This is a genomic window from Clostridium sp. FS41 (assembly GCF_000954015.1).
Lineage (GTDB): Bacteria > Bacillota > Clostridia > Lachnospirales > Lachnospiraceae > Enterocloster > Enterocloster citroniae.
In genome coordinates, this window is sequence record NZ_JYHN01000069.1 from 432,382 (window position 1) to 451,858 (window position 19,477).

21 protein-coding genes and 1 pseudogene are annotated in these 19,477 nt (G+C 48.1%); 3 read left to right on the forward strand and 19 right to left on the reverse strand.

The features are described from left to right. The first annotated feature begins 63 nt into the window (after positions 1-63). Positions 64-378 (forward strand): cupin domain-containing protein, encoded by a 315-nt coding sequence (locus tag CLFS41_RS23535; RefSeq protein ID WP_045093632.1) that lies wholly within the window; start codon positions 64-66, stop codon positions 376-378. 192 nt (positions 379-570) lie between these two features. Here the strand turns inward: CLFS41_RS23535 and CLFS41_RS29600 are convergent. From CLFS41_RS29600 to CLFS41_RS23555, 5 genes and pseudogenes are all read right to left on the reverse strand, one after another. Beyond that, a pseudogene (locus CLFS41_RS29600) lies at positions 571-789 on the reverse strand (iron dependent repressor, metal binding and dimerization domain protein); the annotation flags it as partial. A gap of 48 nt (positions 790-837) precedes the next feature. Continuing rightward, positions 838-1,083, reverse strand: a complete 246-nt coding sequence (locus CLFS41_RS23540; protein WP_045093633.1) for a hypothetical protein — start codon at positions 1,081-1,083, stop codon at positions 838-840. A gap of 129 nt (positions 1,084-1,212) precedes the next feature. Then, positions 1,213-1,542 (reverse strand): helix-turn-helix transcriptional regulator, encoded by a 330-nt coding sequence (locus CLFS41_RS23545; RefSeq protein ID WP_045093634.1) that lies wholly within the window; start codon positions 1,540-1,542, stop codon positions 1,213-1,215. A gap of 247 nt (positions 1,543-1,789) precedes the next feature. Then, a complete protein-coding gene (locus CLFS41_RS23550; protein ID WP_045093635.1) occupies positions 1,790-2,059 on the reverse strand; it encodes a helix-turn-helix domain-containing protein in 270 nt (89 codons plus the stop codon). Between the two features lie 12 nt (positions 2,060-2,071). Then, positions 2,072-3,895 (reverse strand): VirD4-like conjugal transfer protein, CD1115 family, encoded by a 1,824-nt coding sequence (locus tag CLFS41_RS23555; RefSeq protein WP_045093636.1) that lies wholly within the window; start codon positions 3,893-3,895, stop codon positions 2,072-2,074. A 99-nt stretch (positions 3,896-3,994) separates the two neighbouring features. Between CLFS41_RS23555 and CLFS41_RS23560 the strand changes: the two genes are divergently transcribed. Further along, on the forward strand, positions 3,995-4,969 hold the full coding sequence (locus CLFS41_RS23560) for a bacteriophage abortive infection AbiH family protein (RefSeq protein WP_045093637.1): 975 nt from the start codon (positions 3,995-3,997) through the stop codon (positions 4,967-4,969). A gap of 69 nt (positions 4,970-5,038) precedes the next feature. On the opposite strand, the gene CLFS41_RS23565 is transcribed toward CLFS41_RS23560, so the two are convergent. The 11 genes from CLFS41_RS23565 to CLFS41_RS23615 form a co-directional block, all read right to left on the reverse strand. After that, positions 5,039-5,980 carry a DUF3991 and toprim domain-containing protein gene (locus CLFS41_RS23565; RefSeq protein WP_045093638.1) on the reverse strand — a complete coding sequence of 314 codons (942 nt, stop codon included), beginning with the start codon at positions 5,978-5,980 and terminating at the stop codon, positions 5,039-5,041. A 150-nt stretch (positions 5,981-6,130) separates the two neighbouring features. Next, on the reverse strand, positions 6,131-9,016 hold the full coding sequence (mobP3, locus tag CLFS41_RS23570; RefSeq protein WP_045093639.1) for a MobP3 family relaxase: 2,886 nt from the start codon (positions 9,014-9,016) through the stop codon (positions 6,131-6,133). Next, a complete protein-coding gene (locus tag CLFS41_RS23575; RefSeq protein ID WP_045093640.1) occupies positions 9,016-9,444 on the reverse strand; it encodes a hypothetical protein in 429 nt (142 codons plus the stop codon). Before CLFS41_RS23575 ends, mobP3 begins: the two co-directional genes overlap by 1 nt. A gap of 411 nt (positions 9,445-9,855) precedes the next feature. Continuing rightward, complete coding sequence (locus CLFS41_RS23580) at positions 9,856-10,902, reverse strand: hypothetical protein (protein WP_045093641.1); 1,047 nt, start codon at positions 10,900-10,902, stop codon at positions 9,856-9,858. Positions 10,903-11,096: 194 nt separating this feature from the next. Further along, positions 11,097-11,276, reverse strand: a complete 180-nt coding sequence (locus tag CLFS41_RS23585; RefSeq protein ID WP_045093642.1) for a DUF6103 family protein — start codon at positions 11,274-11,276, stop codon at positions 11,097-11,099. A 144-nt stretch (positions 11,277-11,420) separates the two neighbouring features. Beyond that, on the reverse strand, positions 11,421-11,705 hold the full coding sequence (locus CLFS41_RS23590; protein WP_242856901.1) for a plasmid segregation centromere-binding protein ParR: 285 nt from the start codon (positions 11,703-11,705) through the stop codon (positions 11,421-11,423). A 4-nt stretch (positions 11,706-11,709) separates the two neighbouring features. Continuing rightward, the gene (locus tag CLFS41_RS23595) at positions 11,710-12,591 is read right to left on the reverse strand and encodes a ParM/StbA family protein (protein WP_045093644.1); all 882 of its coding nucleotides are present in this window, start codon (positions 12,589-12,591) and stop codon (positions 11,710-11,712) included. A gap of 30 nt (positions 12,592-12,621) precedes the next feature. Then, positions 12,622-12,972, reverse strand: a complete 351-nt coding sequence (locus tag CLFS41_RS23600; RefSeq protein ID WP_024345923.1) for a DUF6103 family protein — start codon at positions 12,970-12,972, stop codon at positions 12,622-12,624. 19 nt (positions 12,973-12,991) lie between these two features. After that, a complete protein-coding gene (locus CLFS41_RS29135; RefSeq protein ID WP_152649068.1) occupies positions 12,992-13,492 on the reverse strand; it encodes a hypothetical protein in 501 nt (166 codons plus the stop codon). Positions 13,493-13,688: 196 nt separating this feature from the next. Then, complete coding sequence (locus tag CLFS41_RS31045; RefSeq protein WP_347468858.1) at positions 13,689-15,155, reverse strand: peptidoglycan DD-metalloendopeptidase family protein; 1,467 nt, start codon at positions 15,153-15,155, stop codon at positions 13,689-13,691. Between the two features lie 105 nt (positions 15,156-15,260). Continuing rightward, positions 15,261-15,509 carry a hypothetical protein gene (locus CLFS41_RS23615; RefSeq protein WP_045093646.1) on the reverse strand — a complete coding sequence of 83 codons (249 nt, stop codon included), beginning with the start codon at positions 15,507-15,509 and terminating at the stop codon, positions 15,261-15,263. A 121-nt stretch (positions 15,510-15,630) separates the two neighbouring features. On the opposite strand from CLFS41_RS23615, the gene CLFS41_RS23620 reads away from it, so the two are divergent. Continuing rightward, positions 15,631-15,957: a helix-turn-helix transcriptional regulator gene (locus CLFS41_RS23620; RefSeq protein WP_045093647.1), complete on the forward strand. Its 327-nt coding sequence runs from the start codon at positions 15,631-15,633 to the stop codon at positions 15,955-15,957. 33 nt (positions 15,958-15,990) lie between these two features. On the opposite strand, the gene CLFS41_RS23625 is transcribed toward CLFS41_RS23620, so the two are convergent. Genes CLFS41_RS23625 through CLFS41_RS23635 form a run of 3 tightly spaced genes read right to left on the reverse strand, consistent with a single transcriptional unit; the run spans position 15,991 to position 19,430 of the window. Further along, positions 15,991-16,494 carry a gamma-glutamylcyclotransferase family protein gene (locus tag CLFS41_RS23625; protein ID WP_045093648.1) on the reverse strand — a complete coding sequence of 168 codons (504 nt, stop codon included), beginning with the start codon at positions 16,492-16,494 and terminating at the stop codon, positions 15,991-15,993. Positions 16,495-16,510: 16 nt separating this feature from the next. Next, positions 16,511-17,563, reverse strand: a complete 1,053-nt coding sequence (locus CLFS41_RS23630) for an amidoligase family protein (RefSeq protein WP_045093649.1) — start codon at positions 17,561-17,563, stop codon at positions 16,511-16,513. A gap of 37 nt (positions 17,564-17,600) precedes the next feature. Further along, positions 17,601-19,430, reverse strand: a complete 1,830-nt coding sequence (locus CLFS41_RS23635; protein WP_045093650.1) for a DUF87 domain-containing protein — start codon at positions 19,428-19,430, stop codon at positions 17,601-17,603. Positions 19,431-19,477: the final 47 nt, after the last annotated feature.

The following is a 19,477-nucleotide window of genomic DNA, read 5'->3' on the forward strand; positions in this document are numbered from 1 at the left end:
CTATATTAAAATAAGTTCATGAGTTTTGTAGTTGTTGTATATTAAAATTAGGAGGATGTAATAATGGTAGAGCAAATTTTTAAATCAACACTAAACAATGAAAAGGCTGTAGAAAAAGTTGTATTTGACGAAAACGTTCATTACCTGCACATGGTATTTCCTCAAAACGATGGTCTTCCCGAGCACTTTTCAAATTCAAACGTATACATGACTGTTGTAAAGGGCACGCTCTCAATTGGACTCAATGATCAGGAAGTCCATGAGTATGATTCAGGCACTTTACTGAAAATCCCAGAGCATACCAAGATGAATGTTAAAAACCTGCATGCGGACATTCTGGAGCTGATCGTTGTAAAAGCTCCGGCTCCGAAGAACTGAAGTATGCTGAATCTTCTTCCCAACCAGTAATCATATTTTTAAGTGCTTATTAAAACCACGCTTAGTCTGCCCCCTGTGTCTGGGGGCAGACTAAGCGTGGTTTTTGGCATGTAAACTATTATCGCGTCCGTAAACGCCTTGGCCCGATGGCTTTACACCACTGGTTTTCACCGAATTTGCCCATCACTTAATTTATAAATTTTCTATTACTTGAGATTCTGGAAATAGAAAAGTGCTTTTCTCGGCTTTTTGACTACTATATGCGCTTTTTATCTTTTCAAAGGTTTGATTACTCACTACATGCTCAATCCGGCAGGCATCCTGTTCAGCCGTCTTCTCATCCACGCCCAATGAAGTAAATATTTCCGTAAAGCACTTATGACGTTCTAATATCTTTTTCGCACAGATGAGGCCATCTTCAGTAAGGCATAAATTCCATTCACAATTGAAAGGATTTTTTTATATCACATTATCAGATTTTATGCCAAGCCTCCTCCTATACTCTATATGTTCCTGCTCCAGCCGTTTCCATTCTCGATCTGCTGCTTCAAATTCTTGCAGGGCTGCTTCCATTTGAGATGAATCGTAGGGTACCTTTTTCTCGACTAATCGCCTTAACTTTTCCTTACATTTTTCCACCGTTAATCCATAGGTATAAAGTTTACCGGCCTGTTTAATCAATTTTGATTTTTCTTTCACTGTCATTACTCATCATCCTCTCTTTTGTATCTTGATATTTTAATTTGTATTATTATAAGCTACAAACCAAGAGAAAAGCAAGACAAACAAGACATAAAAAAAGAGCCCCTTTTTTGAGGCTCCCATTTGCTTGCATTATTCCTTTGTTGTGTGCCGAATCATAACTTCTAGCATTTCATTGATCATATCAATCTGATCCGGATCTAAATGCTTTAGCTGCTTGCCAAGCTGCTCCACGCTGTCTGGTATGACCGGGTTGTCCAGAAGGTCACCCAGCAGATAATCCGCCGAGGTACCCAGCACGTTGCATATTTTCAGAAAGAGAGAAAAGCTGGGCAGACTGCCTCCACTTTCAATCTTGCGGATATGCACTGCGTTTACTCCACACAATTCCGATAGTTCCTCAGATGTTAAACCTTTATTCTTGCGCAGTTGATTAATCCTTTTCCCCAATGTCTGCCGCATTGTTTTCACCTCACTTTTGTAACCTGATACTTTTCTTTGTATATTACCAGTTTACAAAAATAACATCTCCATAAATAGCGTCCATTATGCTACACAAAAATATTTAAGGCTACAAGTTATTCTTTTTCTGTGATAAATCTTTCTTAGAGTGAGAGGTTCTGGTGGGTTCACAGTGAACCGTACCTCGGTTCTCGAACAAGCCATAGCTTTCCCTTGGCGGCAAATACGTCTTTTTGTGCGTATTGGATCACTGATTTTTCAAAATGAGCCTGTTGCTGGTGTTGCTCCCGTTTTCCCGGTAGCGGGGTTCCTTTTCAATGAGCCCCGCTCTGACCAGATCATGCAGGGCGCGCTTGACGGTGCTACGGGAGAGCTGCAAGTCGGACGCAATAGTCTTTACTGCTGGCCAGCAGTCCGACCCTTTCCCCGCACGGTCGCGAAGATACATATAAACAGCTCTCGCCCGATGGGGAAGCTCATCGGGCGAGGCGGAATAAAGATGGTTGAAATAGCTCATGGATACCCCCCTTTACGTTTTAAGCATTGTGCGGCGGCGCATGGTATTTTCATTAGGCTCTGCTGTCGGCGTATGAAGTGTTCCGGTTCCGGACGGCGGTTCTATAACCTCACCAGTTTCCTCATCCACCATTAGACAGGCCATGTGCTTGCGGACGATGTTTTCCTCCAGTGTATTCTTATCGGCATACATGACCTTGCGATGTGCCTTTTCCTCTACGACATAGGGCTTTCCGAAGCGGATGCCCCAATCAAGAAACAGGTGCAGCCTTGTTTTCATGGGGTGGGTGCCGGTTTTCATGACAACAAAGTTTCCCTTGGGAATAGATTTGAGTTCATCCGGTGTCATGAGTGGGCGCTCCATCATCTGTAGAGACTGACTGGGGTCATTTTTTCCACGGTTCACGCTGCCGCTCATGACAGTTCTGGAACCCAGCGCCTTACTCAGCACCTCGGCAGTCTGGCTATTGGGAGCGAAGCCGCCGAAGATGGTGTCCTGGCAATTGTCTATGATGATTTCTGAACCTTCTTTGCCGTAATTCTTTTCAAGTTGGCCGAAGGATTGTATGATCGGAACCATGGAAAGGCGGCGTGAGCGTGAGGCTGAAAAAATCAGCTCCAGCGACTCAATGGCTGGCAGAGTGCCCAGCTCGTCACAATAGAACATGACCCGGTTGCGGAGCTTGCCGCCGTTATCATCAGCAACCGCAAGAATCTCCCGGTAGAGCTGCTGAATCATAAGGGACACCATAAAATACTTGGTCAAATCTTCTTCAGGCAGTACGATAAACAGTGCGGATTTTTCCTTACAGAATTTTTCCGCATCAATGGCTGTTTCAAAACAGAGAATCTGTTCCATTTCACTGTCCAAAAAGGAGTTGAGCCGGGAGAGTACGGTGGAAAGCACCGATGCCATTGCCTGCTCTGCAGAGTTAAGGGCGGCGCCTGCAAACCAGCGTGTCTTGTGGTTGGAAGGGAGCTTATCCATAAGGAGTTGGAACTGGCTTTTGCCCTTTACCTTGCTTGGGGCAAGCAAATCCTGCACCAGCTTGAACACGCTGATGATATGACGGCAATCAACTCTCTTTCCCTCCATTTTAGTGGGCGGCAGGTATTCGGCAATCAGCAGAATAACCGAGGTCAAAAGTCCTTCAGCAGCATCATAGAAAAACTGATTTTGCCCGTAATTCTCACCGCTGGCATTGATGATTGTTTTGGAGATAATCTTAGCGTATTTCTCTGCCTTTGCCTTTGCTACAAGATTATTTTCATCAGCAATGTATTGATCCATATAGGTGTTGACCAGGTGGAGCATATTGTTGCCATCTGATCGGGTGGGATTTCTAAGATCAATGACTGCCACATGGTAGCCATAGTGGTCATGCGCAATGGTACCGTAATTGCGGTAGAGATCACCCTTGGTATCGGTGGTCAGAAAGCTCATACCGGAAGCACAGGCATATTCCAAATTGGGGTATAGAAAAAATGCCGTCTTTCCCACTCCGGAAGCGCCGATCATAAGACAGTGGATATCATCAGTGTCTACCAGTGCCGTCACCTTGTTCTTTGCTCCTGTGCTGCCAAGGATGATGCCCTGCTCGTCTGTGGCAGGGAGACACTGCCCCTGCCTCCACAGCTCCGGCTCAAAAGGGATATGCTTGTAGATTCTTTTGATTTCCTGCTTGGTGGAAAAGCGTGCCGTACCATGCTGGCCGTCACCTACTGTGCGGGATTTGATTCCGTTTAAGGTATAGTAATGCGCTAAAAGAGAAAGACCGCCTATGACGAGAAACATCACGGCGGCCGCTGCAATCAGTATATAGATTTGTGATGGCATGAGAGGCTCCTTTCTTTTCGGGGTATTTCGTGATAAAATAAGCTGCATGCTTTAATAATCAAGCTGCAGTAAAACTATGGTACAAAGGGGGAATACGCGTTGAAAAACAATCTTTTTATAATAGGCAACGGGTTCGACCGTGGACACGATATGCCCACTTCATATAATAATTTTAAGGACTGGCTGATTGAGATGTATCCCGAATCTCAAGATACCGAGCACTTCATGGTTTCTGATGCTACGCTGATGCCAAAGGGTGATATGTCCATCTCTGATGAAGATCTGGCTTCCTTTTTGGTTTATTGCATTAACGAAGCGGCAGGTGGAAATTGGGCAAACTTTGAGGAAGCTCTCGGCAGAATCGATTGGGAATTATTCTTCGATGATGTTGATGATGTAATCGGCAGAGATGGAGACATTGACCTTTGGAAAACAGCATATACAAGAGAGGACTTTACATCCACGCTGAGCTTTAATACCTATGGGTTTTCCAAGCTGTTTTCACAGTGGATCAATACCATTTCATATCCGAAAGCTATCTCCTGCAACAGCTTTTTGACGGATTCTTTGAAAGGCTCAAGTATTTTCCTGACCTTTAACTATACTAAAACTCTTGAGGATATTTACCACATTCCATCGGAACAAATCTGCCACATACACGGTGTTCAAGGTAAAGAGATTATCATTGGACATGGCATAGAAAAATCTCATTTAGCTACAGAGGCTTACTCAGATGATGAATATGATTGTGAAGCTGATTGTGAATCGGATTATGATTTTGGAATGGAAGGCATCGATGACATACATGATTCACTTCGGAAGCCGACAAAGCAAATTCTTAAGCAGACACCATTCTTTACGAGTCTAAAACATCATAGCATTAAAGATATATTTTCATGGGGCTTTTCATTTTCAGCAGTTGATCTTTGCTATATAAAAGAAATTTGTAAAACTATTGACACAGGGAATATTATCTGGCATCTTCATGACCGGGGAAACGGAGACCCTGTCCAATTTGAACAAATTCTTCGCCAGTGCGGTTTTTCAGGTAACGTCACAACCTTTAAGGCATAATATTTTGCATCAGAGTTATCTCTCTTTGATGGTAAGGCAGGGCAGCTTAATAACTGTCCTGCCTTTTTGCTATGCCATCTTCATTTCAAATCCATCCTGCCTTTGCTGTGCCATTGTCAGGTCATCATTCCAATCTTTGGCCTGCGAGACAAGCCGCTGCGGGAAATATTCTTTTTCAACAAGCTGATTTTTCAATCGGTCACTTGCTTTGTGACCAGCTTCATCGTTATCCAGACACAGCGACACATTGCATAGTTTCGGGCACTGCTCCAGCATCCACAACATCGCCTGTCCACCGACACCGCAGAGAGCAACATAGCTATGCTGCTGCCAATTCTCTGGGTGTAGGGTAATAAAGGACAGCATATCAACGGGGGCTTCAAAAACATACAAGGTATCGCTTTCTCCGAACCAGTGAAAGCTGTACCGGGGATCGCAGCCATCCACATTTCCTTTGAAGCCAACACCCTCGGTATAAAGCCCTCTCTTGTGGGCATGTCTGGCAGTACCGGTTTCATCTATGCCTACAAATACAGCATTATGGTATTCCTTAGTGCCATCCTTGGATTTCTCACAGCTCTCATACAGGAGCTTTGCTTTGGCAAAAAAACTGACCACCTCCCGATCAATGAGTCGGGTTTTGACCAGATAAGCATAGGCACGGCGCATATCGCTGTGAGGATTCGGAAGTGCAAAGGGCTTTTTCACTTCCAGTTTCCTTTTCTCTGCGGGACGGTAGGCTTCGCCCTGTTCACCGCCCAGCAGCATGGTTACGGCCTCGGGAAAGGAAAGACCATAAAACTGTTTTACAAAATCAATAGCATACCCGCCGCTCTCTGCGGAGTGATCGTACCATTCATTTCCTCGGACGGTAATGCTGTGATCCGAAGCAAGACGTTTTTCTCTGCCTGACCTAATTAGTTTTTCACCCCTCATTTCCAAAAAGCTCACAAGGTCAACACTGTTGGCACGCTGTTTCTGCTCATCCGTAAAATGTACATATGCACCCATGGATACACCTCCTATCTGTGGCGGCAGCCGATTCGATGAAAAAGCACCGGACGTTTTCCTGCCCGATGCTGATTTTGATTTATCACTATTTTTTTGGTAGACTGCTGGTTACATTTCTTTTTCTGTTTGTTCATCAGATTCCTCCAATCGTTATAAAGACATGGTTTGCTCCTGATCATCCCTTGCGTGACCCTGTGCCTGCTTCTTCTCCCGAAGCTTACGCAGGAGTTTCCGGTCTGTCCGCTGACCAATCGGTTTTAGCGGCGGTACATTATCTGAAAAAATACGACTCATATGATGCAGCAGGCGGGTGCCTGCCATAAGGGCAGAAGGGTCTTTGAAACTGTCCATATGGTCGAGGAAAAATTGGGCATAAATATTGCCCTGTGCTGCCGAGAGGGTAAACCATCGAACAGCGGCAGCCTTGTCCTTTGGGACTTCTTTTCCCATCAGATATAGCTTGCCGAGGGTGTACTGCGCATATTGATTTTCCTGTTCAGCGGAAGCCGCCAGAAATTGCAGGGCAGCCTGTATATCCTTGGGCGCATCCTCGCCCATGAGATAAATCTTACCCAGCCGGTATTGTGCAAACTGGTTTCCCTGCCCGGCAGACCGTTTCAGGTATTCCAGAGCTTTCGGGATATCTCTCGGAACATCTTCCCCTTTGAGGTAAAGGGTGCCGAGGGCATATTCGGCAAACTGATTTTTTCTGTCCGAGGCAAAGGTCAACCAGCGAATGGCAGACTCCACATCTTTCAGCACACCATCACCGCCAAGATACAGCTTGCCGAGCCGGTATGCAGCAAAGTCATTTTCTTGTTCTGCCGACATTGTATAGAGCCGTACTGCCTCGGAGATATTCTGCGGAACGTGCTGTCCCTTTTGATAGAGCTTGCCGAGAAAATATGCGGCATAGGGATTTTCAGCCTCCACCGCTTTTCTGAGATAAGCAAGGGCTTTCTCCACTTCCTGCAGCTGTGCTTTTTCATCGGAGAGGATGAGCTTGGCAAGCTGATAGCAGGCAAAGGGATTTCCCACGGATGCCGCCTTTTCAAAGTATTCTTTGGCCCTGGCTTCATCTTTGTCTGTACCCACGCCGTTTAAAAGCATCCAGCCCAGCCGGTATTGGAGTTTATCGTCATGACTCTGTTCCTCCATGGACACAAAACCGAGAAAGGCTTCCTTGAAGCGGCGGTCAGCATCCTGCTGATTTTTTACACAGCCGATTCCGTCCCGCAGCATTTTCCCAAGCTCAAAACTGGCATAGGGAAAGCTCTGATCCGCCGAGCGTGTGTAGAGGGCAAATGCGGTTTCATGATCCTGATCCACGCCTTTGCCATGGTAATACAGACCGCCAAGGGAATACTGCGCGTACTTGTAGTTCTCATCCGCAGACAGGGTGAGCCAATCTGCCGCCTGCAGATAGTCCTGCTCTGTGCCAAGTCCTGCGGCATACATTTTGCCGATACGATACTCGGTGTACTTCCAAGGCTTTTCTTCTTCCGCAGTATGGAAAACGGCAAGGGCCTTTTTGTACCAGCGGTATGCTTCATCGATGCCCGCTTCGCAGCCAAGACCATCCGCGGACATTCGGCCAAGGTCATACAGGGCGAGAGGATTATCTGCCTCCGCTTCCGCAAGGAAGAGTTCACGGGCCTTTTCAAAGTCCTGCAAAATCCCGGCATCCTCATCGCCGTACAAATATTGCTTTGCCAGTTTGTACTCGTCTGTCCACCATGAGCCTGATGACTTCTTACTGGCAGAGGCTTCATTCCGTTCTTCAACAGTCGGTCCTCTGAAATCATCATCAGGTTCCTGATTTTCGTCCTCTGTCATTTCATCGAAAGGTATCTTCCGCTCATCCTCTGGCTCCGGGAGAGCCATATTCAAGGATGCCGGTTCCTCAAAGGCCATGGAGCCAATCAGCAGCGCTTCCTGAATAACCATGTTCCGTATGGCTTTGAAATCATCACAGTGTGAAAGAGGCGGCGGGTCGTCTGACGGAGTTTCGGTGTAGACGGATTCAATGCTACCCCTGACCTCCCACCACAGGCCGTAGGCTTTTGCAATACGGTTGTCTCTCCCAAGCTCATCTACAATTTCGTCCACCACATTTTTATGGTCCGCCTTGAGGTAGCCATATTGCTTTTTTCCGGAGGTATTCTGCAAGCGTTCCGCAAGGTGGATGATGAGTTGCTCCATACGGCTGCTTTGCAAAACACCGTTTTTCATTTGCCGGATGCATTCATGCATTGCTCCGGCAGCTTCTTCTTTCAAGGCATCCCGCCGCTGGGTCTTTTCTCCATAAAGGGGAATGAGTTCTTGACGGAAGATTTCATTTGCAAGGGAAGATTTCAATTTTTTAATACCCTGTCTGGTGAGGTAACCCTCCCTCGATTCGGTGCTGTAGCAGATCATGTGGACATGGGGATGATGGGATTCATTGTGAAAGGCTGCATACCACTTCAGATGATCAGGATGAATTTTTAAGTTCTCGGCAAACTCCATGGCTTTGGAGGAAAGCAGAGCTTTCCAAGCAGCAGCATTGTCATAGCCGATTTTGGATGCATCCTCCCGGCGCAGAGAAATAATCGGCGTCCATACATTTCCTGCGTGTTCTGATACTTCTTCAGCAACTTGTGACAGGATGAGTGGTTCATCTCCAGCGGTGAACAGACCATGGCGGTCAATTCTTTCGACACGGGGCCGGTTTGCAATGTAATCCAGATATTTTTCCCGACCGCTGATTTTATCAAGGTTCTGTTCCAGTGCGATGGTGATAAATTCAGAAGCATTTTTCCGGTTGGGGTTTTCGCAGTAGTCCTCATATTCAAACAAATCCCTGGTATCGGGAAACTCCCGGAGGATCTGCACAATCAAATCCTTCTGCTTTTTTGTGGCATGCCAAAGCTCTCGGCCATTTTCCATCTTTTCCACGCCGTCGCGGGTGGCGATATACTTGACGAGGTTATGCAGATGGGCGGCTGTCTTTTCGCCTCCTTTGAGATAGGGGCACTTTAAAATGATTCGGGCCATTATTCTTCCGTCTCAGGACTGCTCTGGAAATCCACCGCATCGTCCAGACGTATTTTACCTCTGGTTCGTTTTACTTCAGCAACGCACCGACCACGGAGCCGATACAGTTCTTCATCGGTAATCTCCAGCGTGGTTGCCAAAAGATGCATCATCATACTGATTTCCACTGAAAGCCTGAACAAATTATTTGCCACCCGGTTTTCAGTGTTCTGCAGCGTGCCTTGTATAGAGCCCAGTAGGGTTTGGGAGAGGAAGGTTGTACTGCTTTTGCTGCCCAGATAGCCGATATAGAAATCCACTGCCTTTGAAATAAATTCGGTATGATTCTTCATGTCATTTGCCGCCATGAGCGCTTCCATGTTGGCAATCATTTCGGGATAGAGCCATGCGGTGACTCTTTGCTTCAAGTCATTATTTATCTTTTTCATCGCTTCACCTCTCCTGTTTTTTGATGTATCACCTATAACAGCACCTTGCAAAGCCCTCCAATGCCGGGACTTTTAGAGGATTACAGCACCCTACAGAGCCAAAAGCCCCATTTACAGCACCTTTTTTAGGTTGGGGAAATTTCGCTCACCGTATCTGGAAATCCTTGGTTTCTCCGTAAAATGCGGGCGGCACTGCCGTCCGCTGTGACCGCAAGGGGCAGTTTACAGCCCCTTGCTTTATCCTGCATCGTTTTCGACCCCATGGTTCACCACGACTTTCCTTGTTTCTCCAGCCGTCAAGCTTGTGCGCACACGGCTCCAACAAGGGGCTTACAGACCCTTATGGTGTAACGCTGCCACCCCAGCCGGAAGAACGCGACACAGGGGCACACGGGCGGTAACGTGGCGTATCTACATCTGCTGCGTGTCTGGGCCTGTCAGCGGCTCGGATTCCTCCTGCAGCTGGAGGCTGTAATCCTCCAGCGTCATACCCTCCTGCTTCATGCAGTAGTCTTGCATTTTGCTCAGCAAAAGCTTTTTTTCATGATCATCCAGCCGATAGGCCAGTTCTTCGCAGGAGCCATCCCCACGATTCAAGACAATGTCCAGGGTATCACACACCTGTCCATGAACGGTATCATAGTTGGCGTAGACATTGATCCAGTCATCGTTTTCCGTTGTTTCCACATGGGTTCCGAATATCTCGTCCACGTTGAAGGGGACATTGATATAAAAATTGAGGCGCCCATCCGTTTCCATGATCTCGTCTGAAAAGGAGATATCACCTTCCTCCAGCTTGCGGCAACCTGCCGTGATCAGTGGAGCAGGCTGTGTCAGCTCACACCCTTCGAGATGTTCAAGAAAAATAGGCCAGCGCTTATCCTCTGGAAGATAATTGGCACGGTAGGCGTAATAGGCTGCAGTGCCGGTGTCCTTCATGGAGTAAGCCTTCCAACCATCCATAATATTGACTCCAGAAATCATTTGCCGGTCAAAGTCAATGTCAAACACGCCGGTGATCTGACCGCTATTGTCCATTCGCTTTTTCACGTATTCTTCAAACTGTACGGCGTTGATGGAAACAGAATTCCGGAACAGGGCTGTAAAGCTCTCCGGCTGATATTTTAGCTCACCGCGTTGGTATCTGCGTACCAACAACGCCAACTGCATCAGTTCCAAGCAGTAATCCGATTCGAAGTAATGGCTGTTGCCGTTTTCTGTCACATGGTATACGGAAAACCGTCGCATCTCCTGTGCGCGCTGCTCAGTATCAAGGCATTCTGCATTAATCCGGTTCTCAATTTCAATTCGTTCCTGTTCGGGAACGGTTTGTACATATAGCTCCACCAGCTTTTCCTGCATGACAGCTTTTATGTTAGTGCCGTTTTCATAAAGGATATCCGACAGTGCGGTATATTGGTATTTATTGAGCCAAAGCTCGATTGATTCGTCACCCATTTCAATCCTCCTGTCATTTAGAGTTTAAGATTCATTCCGGGTACCTGCTCTTCGCCCTGCGAGGATTCATAAGAGCCGAATTCACAAATACTCTCAATCCGGGATAGAAAGACCTTTTCGTTTTGATCCTCCTTTCATCCACACACTGATTTTCGCAGCGCGAACCTCAGAGAAAAAAAGAGGCAGCGCTCACACTACGCGCTGTCTTCCACCGCTGCTTCAATTCGTTCCCGCACATCGGAGGGAACATACTTTTCATAAAGCGCGGGAAGCACCGATTCCAGTCCTTCCTGCAGCTCTGCTTCTGTCCGATACTGCCGGAGGGCCTCCAGCCTTTCTGTGCTGTAGCAAACAGAAATTACCACTGTTTTCATAGATAACATCTCCTTTTCATAGAATTCTTGAATAAATAAGTGAGCCAAGTTGGTGCATACCGTTTACACCCATACCGAAAAACTGCGCCAAGTTGGTGCAAGTTATTTTTACCTTAACAGGTATTAGGCAGGGAAGTGGAGCCGTTACAATTCCTCCAATGCATGGATCAGGCTGTCAGGGAGCTCCTCCAGATACACAGAGGGCTCCGGCACATTTGTCGAAGAAGGGACTGTTACCCGGAGCTGATTCAGTTCTTCCCGAACAGCCTGCCGCACCACCTGTTCCAGCTGAACATTTTGCTCTAAGGCGAGAATACTGGACACCACAAATTCTGTGCGCTGGCGGCTGGCCTGCTGCGTGAACAGCCGCTCGGTCTCCCGGTGTCTGGGATCTTCCATATCAAAAGACAGATAGTAACGCTTGCGCATATTCCTAACCCAGAAGGAGCTTGTACCCGTCTGCATTTGCAAACCGGTTCAGCACCGCCACAGTATTGAGTCCATCCCCGCGCAGCCGGGATTCCAGAAGTTCAGCACCGCCGCCCGCAAACACAGTGGGAAGCCGCAGATCAAGCCCCCGTTCTCGGAGTGCATTAAACAGCTCTTTGCAGTAGGCCGATACTTCTTGCTCGACAGTTTCTCCGATCTGCCTGCTGGCGGTATGCTGAATATTGCCCTGGATAGCATCAGTGATTAAGGTGTCTGAAAGCAGGATGCCGCTTCGTTGAAGGGCATCCTGAATGCGGCTGTATAAGGTGATGGTCCCCATCCGAAGGCTGGCACAGCTGGATCTATCCAGTCTGAAATTGTGGACGGTAAGAACATCCACCGTATAACCGCCGATATCAACGAGGGTAATGCTGCGGTATTCCTTCAGCTGAGGATAATAGCGGCACAACGCCGCATGTCCCTGTGCGAACACCTTACAGTCTGCAATACGACACTGGTAAGGTCTGCCCTCGAACACAAAGGAGATATTTTCCCGCAGAAAATACCGGCGGAACGCCTCCTTTTGTGTGCCATAGCTGTCAATGGGAAGCCCCACACCCAGCATAATGTCGGTACTGCTCACACCCAAGCGCTTCATGGCTTCCGCAATGGCCGGCAGGGTAAGAATAAACGTATCCTGCTCTCTGGTTTTATCCTGTTGAAAGCGCAGGCGACGTTCTCCAATCGCGAAATAGCTGCCTTCATAGAACAGCTGCATTTCCGGTGTAATGAATTCCCGGTCGCTGACCGCAAAGCCGGAGGCATAAAGCATCCCCTCCGAGGATTTTGTATTGTAATTTCCGTTGTCTATGCCAAGCTTAATCATGACTAACACCTCCTTGTTCTTTTTCTGTTGTTACATACTCATGTTCATGCTCTGGGTTTCCTGCGGCGAATCCTCCGATGGTTCTTCTTGAGGGGGAGCGTCCATTTGAGACTCTGCAGCAGTCTGCTCCCGCTGGCGGCGGCTTTGGCGTACCGGACGTTCTCTAACCGGGGGAGACCCCTGTGTTTCCTGTGACACGGGCGTCTGCTCCATGCGGCTCTCTACATATTCCCGCACCTGCGCCGGAACTGCCTTTTCATAGGTTTTATCCAGATAATCCTGCAGCTCCTGTTCAATGGTAAGCTCCTTTTTATCCATGAAAAAACGGAGGGCTTCCAGCTTTTCCGTTGGAAAGGACAGCTTCAATTCGGTTGTACTCATGGGTTAATTCCTCCTTCTTTTACAATTTCAGTTCCATGCCTGGAGTATCCTCCGGCTCTCTGACCCAGCGGTCATAATCCTCACAGGGACAATCCCCGGCAAGCATCCGGGCAAATTCAGTCAGGCGCTGAGAGGATACTCCCGCACACTCCGCCTGCATGCCATAAATTCCGTGAAACACTCTAAGCACCTGCGCATTCAGCACATCCTCCCATGCCTGTTTTCCTTCCTCTGTCAAGGTGGCAGAGTCAAGATACACAATGGTGGAAGGGTCCATATCCACCTCGTGATGCACAAGATGGAGGTTTTCAAAGGGTACACGGATCAGCTCCTTTAAGCGCAATGTTTGATCTCCGGCATCCCCTTCACTCAAAGTGTCATTCTCCAGATTTGGGCAGTAATCCAGATAGAAGGTCATGTCGAGACAGTCCTCCAATGATTCAATTTCAGCCATTTCCTGCCGAACCGAGAGAAGGTCACACAGCATCGTGCTGATGTATTCGCTGTCCTTTAGATTCACACCGTACTGCTCTTGTATCTCATCAAAATAAATGGCCCAGAAGACAATGATATGTTCCGTTTTTCTCCATGTACATGGAATCCGTGCTCTCTGAAATGAAGGGAGCGTCCCGAAGCAACCCGGAACGGAAACGGGTGTATTCCGCATCCGGAAGCTCCACTGCCTTTTCAACATAGCGTACTCCTTTCTTTTCTGCCTATGGCAGATAGCTTCTTGGGTTTTGGGCCGTTCCGTTTATCCGCACCTCAAAATGCAGATGGTTCCCGGTACTTCGTCCAGTAGAGCCCACCTTAGCCACAATTTCCCCGGCCTTTACCGTCTGTCCCTGCGTAACGAGCAAGTCCGAGCAATGTCCGTACAGAGTAACCATTCCTCCGCCATGGTCAATGGTCAGATAATATCCGTATCCGGTGCTGCCATAGCTGACCGTCTGTACGGTTCCAGCGGCAGCTGCACGGATCGGAGTCCCCTTAGACGCCCCCAGGTCAAGTCCGGAATGTCCCGACCATGCCCCTGTGATTGGATCTGTTCTTCCGCCAAACTCCGAAGTGACCATGGAGCGCCAGCCGTTTCCCAACGGGGAGTGCAAACCAGAGGAAGATGCCTGAGCCTTGTTTTCAACATAGGGCCTTGCATACAGCACCTGCTTATCTGCATCAAACAAATTCCGGTATACCACCTGTCCTCTTGAAGAGGAGGCATCTACTACCTTGCCATCACCTGCATAGATGCCGACATGGGTAATATTGAGATAACGTCCATTTACCTTATGGCTCCAGAACACTAGATCACCGGGTGCCAGATTGGACTTTGAAATAGAAAGCCCATTGTTCACACAGTATTTACCTTGCTCGGCAGCGGTACCGGGGAGCTTAACTTCCAACTGGCGGTATACCCACTGCACCAGATAGCTGCAGTCCGTATAATCGCCCTGCCCACGACGCTCCTGTGAATAGGGATCTCCCAGACGGGATAGTGCAAGCTGAACAGCCCCAGCTCCAATCTCACCCACAGGCAAATCATACGTCAGACCAGAGAGCTGCTCCGGCAGCCAGTCTGCCCACTGGTCAAATCCATCGCCTTCACCGGGTGCGCCGGTTCCATGCAATGCCCGGTAATAGATTTCTGATGCATTGGCCTGCTTCTCGTAGGAAATATACAGACCAAGCGTTTCTTCCAGTCTTGCATAAATTTCCGGCAGGGAGGTAAGGGGAACCGCTACGGTATAGGTTTCCTTATGTTCCACCTTATCCTCGTCTGTCCAGGTGCGGGTTCGTTCTTCATAACGGACGAAGCAGTCCGAAAATACCTGGTAATCCATCCCACGCAGGGAATCTGCGCCGAAATACAGAGCATAAAAAATGGCCTTGACCTGCGTGGAGTCAAGGCTTCCGTCCTCTATCAGGGGAGTGATTTCGGAGATTGCTGTGTCCAGTTCCGAGAAGCTTTGTCGCATGTCCTCAATGTACTGCCGATAGTCCTCCGGCACCTGACCGGATATAACGCCACCATGAAAAGAAAGTGCAACAGCGGCATTGTTGTGGTTTGCGGTTCCTGACAAAAGACTTGTGATCATGACGATGATCAGAATAAAGGGCGTTAATATGGTAGCGATGAGAACACCCACCGCCTTCCATGTTCGTTTATCAGACGCGGCCGCAATTGCTGCTTTGACTGCAAGTGTGATGGTTGCAGGATCTGCCATGGATAACCTCCTTTCAAACACATATGCCCTCCGGAGAATTCCCGGAGGGCATATGTGTTTTCCTCATTCAATTAATTGATCTTGTTTAATACCGAGCCGGCTGCGAAAGTCTAAATGTTCCTGCTCCAGACGCTTCCATTCACTGTCCGCCTCTTCAAATTTTGCAAGAGCATCTGCCATCTGTGGAGAATCATAGGGTACCTTTTGTTCTACCAGTCTACGCAGCTCGCTTCTGTGCTTTTCCACCGAGTGTCCCAGCAGGTATAACCGCCCTGCCTGCTTGATCAGCTTTGCTTTTTCCTTTGATGTCATTCTCTTATTTCCTCCGTTCTTATATCTTTTAATTAGCTTTAAGAGATATTATAATTCTCTCAAAGCTTATTTTTAAGTGGAATTGGAAACTATAAGCTAATAATAAAAGGAGCTGATAGAGATGGATAACAAATTACAAAAGGGTGTCTTGGGCTCTGCGCTCCGGGCGGCGCGGCTGGATAAGCACTACACCCACGAAGCATTGGCAGAGCTGGTCGGTATTACGCCCACACACTTAAAGCATATTGAGAGTGAACACCGCAAACCTTCCATTGATTTGCTGTATCGTCTGGTTCAGGCATTGAACCTTTCGCTGGATGCACTGTTTTTCCCTGAACGCGAGGATGAAGCCTTCCGTAAAACCGAGAGGCGCATGCGACAATGCAATGAAAGCCAACTGCGCATTCTGTACGCGACTATGGAAGCGATGCAGAAGGAAGAGAAGTAGAACAGGTCGTACCGCAAGGTACGGCTTGTTTTTTTACCACCATCTCTGTCCAAACAAATTGCCCTGTTCCGGCTCGGCTTCCTGCTGTTCCTGTGCCAAACGAATGGACTTTTCCACCGCCTGTTCCAGAAAATCCGAATTAAAACCTGCAGATTGGTAGCCTTCCAGAATCGTGTTGAGATAGTAATCTGACGGCGCACCCAGCTGATGACCGTCATTCATCACATACATCATGGCATTAACAGATCGTCCGCCCAGCTCCACAGGAAACAGCTCCTTGCGGTAAAAATTCGGGTAGCCCTCATAACGGTCAAGTGCAAGCTCATCCTTTGGTCGGATCTTCCACAGAAGCACCGGAACGCTGAACCCCGCAAGAGGCTCCACAGTTGCAACAGCGCTGTTGCGACTGCCGCGAAATAATAGTTCATAGTCCTTGATTTCGCTTACCCCTACCACCTTGGCAGTGGGGCATCGAAAAGACATCTGCGGCAGATTCAGGTTACTGCCATAGGCAATATACAGGGTTTCATTTTTCATATTTGAATACCTCCTTTTACATTGACATAGAAAGGCCGGGGCTTTGCTCATCAACCCCGGCCTGTTCCTGCTCATTTTCAATTGTTTGCTCTAATTGCGGTGATGGTGTATGAGCCGCTTCCTCTAGAGCCTTTTCTTTTTTCTGCCTTAATCGTTCCTTTTGCTGCTGAGCCTGAGCAGGGTCCTTCCACGCAATACAGCCATCCAAATGCTCCAGCAGGTGAAGCCTTGCAGTCTTAAATTCATCCCCGATGAGTCCAAGGCGCAGAAGCCAGGTACGAAAGGTATATTTTTCATTGGTGCTTTGGGTCTTTGTACGGCTGGCACACTTCTGATTCAGGGCCTGTGCGGAAATTGCCATACACAACTGAATGTATGACTTGATCTTACCGGCATGTGTGGTGCTGTTGAATAAACGGAACTCAACCGTACCTTTCTGGAACACACTATGAAGGTTAAGGCAATGATAACGACTATCGTGATAATGCTCATGGCGGCCATCCTCTCCGTCATACCAGATACGGCTGACCTGCTCCAATGATTTGGGCCTACGGCGGTTGAGTTCTTCCAGAAAACGATTGTCCACCGGCTTGCACCAGCGGTGTTGTCTGGCTACGGTTACCTGCAGTGCCTTGTAGATCATATCCTCCTTGGCAGCCATGATGTTGGTGATATTTCGCAGGGTATTGGCATCAAAGGGGGAGGCATCCACATGCACATGAATGCCGCAGCTGGAGTTTGCAATGGCGCCAGCATCTCGCAGCTTGCGGATCAGTTCCTGTACGGTTTCGATATCCTCCCAGCGGCAGATAGGGCTGACCATCTCAGTTTTGTATTCATCCGAAGCTGATATGGTTTGACGCCCGGACTTACGCTGGGGCGTGATGCTGGCATCGCTCATAAACTTCCACTTCCGTCCCTGCGAATCCAAAGCAGAGTAGGTATTATAATAGGTTCCGTCATAGTGGCTGTCGGTCCCGAAGTATTCCGCAGCAACCTTTGCTGCCTGTTCGCGGGTTACGCCGGTCATCTCTATCTCAATGCCGAAGCGCTGCTCTCTCATGTCCATAGACTATCCTCCCTTCGCCCTATGTTTCGGGTGGTCATCAGCGACCTCCGGCTTTTCCGAACAGCTTTGCCTTATGCTCTGGTGCATGAACCATCAGGTTGTACCGCTCATTGCCGCATTTATAAAGACACACACCCTGCTGAGGATAGCGGATCAGCTCATATTCGGATTTCTCCAGCTGGAGCGTATCCATGTAAAACTTGGCATCAATAGAGCCAGCGTTGAACAGGAACTGGTGGGTCGGAATGGAGAATAAGGGCTTGGTCAGCTCACGGATATGCTCTACGTTGAAATCCTCCAGATTCTGTGATGCCAGGATAACGGCGCTTTCTTTTTTTCTGACTCGTTTCATGAAGTTACGGATGTACTCAATGGCGGTGAGATTCGTCAGGAACAGGTATAGCTCGTCGATGCTGGCTGCAGTATTTCCGGTAGTCAAAAGTTCGTTGCTCATGTAGGAAAGCACATTAAACAACAAGGCATTACGCAAATTCTTGCTTGCATTTAGCACACCCTTGACACCGAAGGTAATAAAATCATTGCTGGTGATATTGGTATGGCCGTTAAAAAACTTGGACTCCGCTCCTTTACACATGGAGTGAAGTCCAAGGCAGATTTCTCGAAGAGAATCGGCTGTATAGAGCTGGCGGTGGCTTTCATCGAAGCCCTTATATTCCTTTTCAATGAGATCGTACAGATCAGATAAAATCGGGTAATCTGAATGATTTAAGCGGTCAAAATTGCTGCGGTCCGTGATGCCCCATTTTTCATAGAGCTTCCCCAGCATGATTTCAATGGTGTCGATCTCCCGGTCCGTAAAGTCCTTGTAGGTGCGGAAAAAATCCTTTAGAAAGCTGACATGCTGGCTGAGCTTGCTGGTCTGGCGGAATGCCTGGGGTGCATCCGTATCTTTGGGATCACCAGTTTCATCCCAGCTTTTTGGTTCCAGCACATTGATGATGAACTCGCCGGACATGAGGTCGATAAAACAGCCCCCGAGATTGATGGTCAGATCCTCATACTCCATTTCCGGATCTAACCCGATAATATGCATGCCGGATTCTCGTAGGTTGCACAGGATTAACTTTAGCAGGTAACTCTTACCCTGACCGCTGTTTCCAAGAATGAGAATGTTGGCATTGGTCTTGTCATCGGCGCGGCGGTTGAAGTCCGCCAGAATATTGCTGCCAAACTTATCCCTGCCGAGGTAGAAACCATTGGAGTCTGTTTTCCCGGAGTAATTAAAGGGATACAAATTTGCCACAGAACTGGCAGGCAGCACCCGTTCAAACTGATCCCCAAACACGTTCCATCCAGAGGGCATGACGCAGATAAAACCTTGCTGCTGGCGCAGCATCAGCCGATCCACGTTAAGTTTTGAGCGTACCAACTCTGTCAGGACTTCCGTCTGCAGGAGCTTCAGCTGGTCATAATCATGGGAAGTCAGCTCAATATATACAGCGGCATGGAGCAGAGGCTCCCGGCTCCGATGCATCTGTGCCACAATGGTGGCCACGTCCTGTAGATTTGACTCTGCTGTCACGGTCTGCTGGAGATCCTGCGTACTGGTTCTCTGCATCCGGTTTTTGTTGGCAGCGTTTGTGATGATTTTCTTTTCCTCCACTGGGGTGACATGTCGGGTATAAAGGTGCAGAGTAACGCCATCCTTCTCCCCAAGGTGCCGGAGGATAGCCTGTTCATCGGTTGCAGTAGGATATTCCCGGAGCGCCCAAACACAGCGGTAGGTATTGCCGCAGATGAAATGGTCGGTATTAAACCTGATTACCGAAGGGGTGATCATATCCAGAAATTCTTGTATCCGCACCTCCTCCTGCGGCTGGGCTTTGGGTTTTACTTTTCTTGCCATGGGCTTCTTCCTTTCTGAGTTTGATTATGGGTATTGAAAAAGCCGCC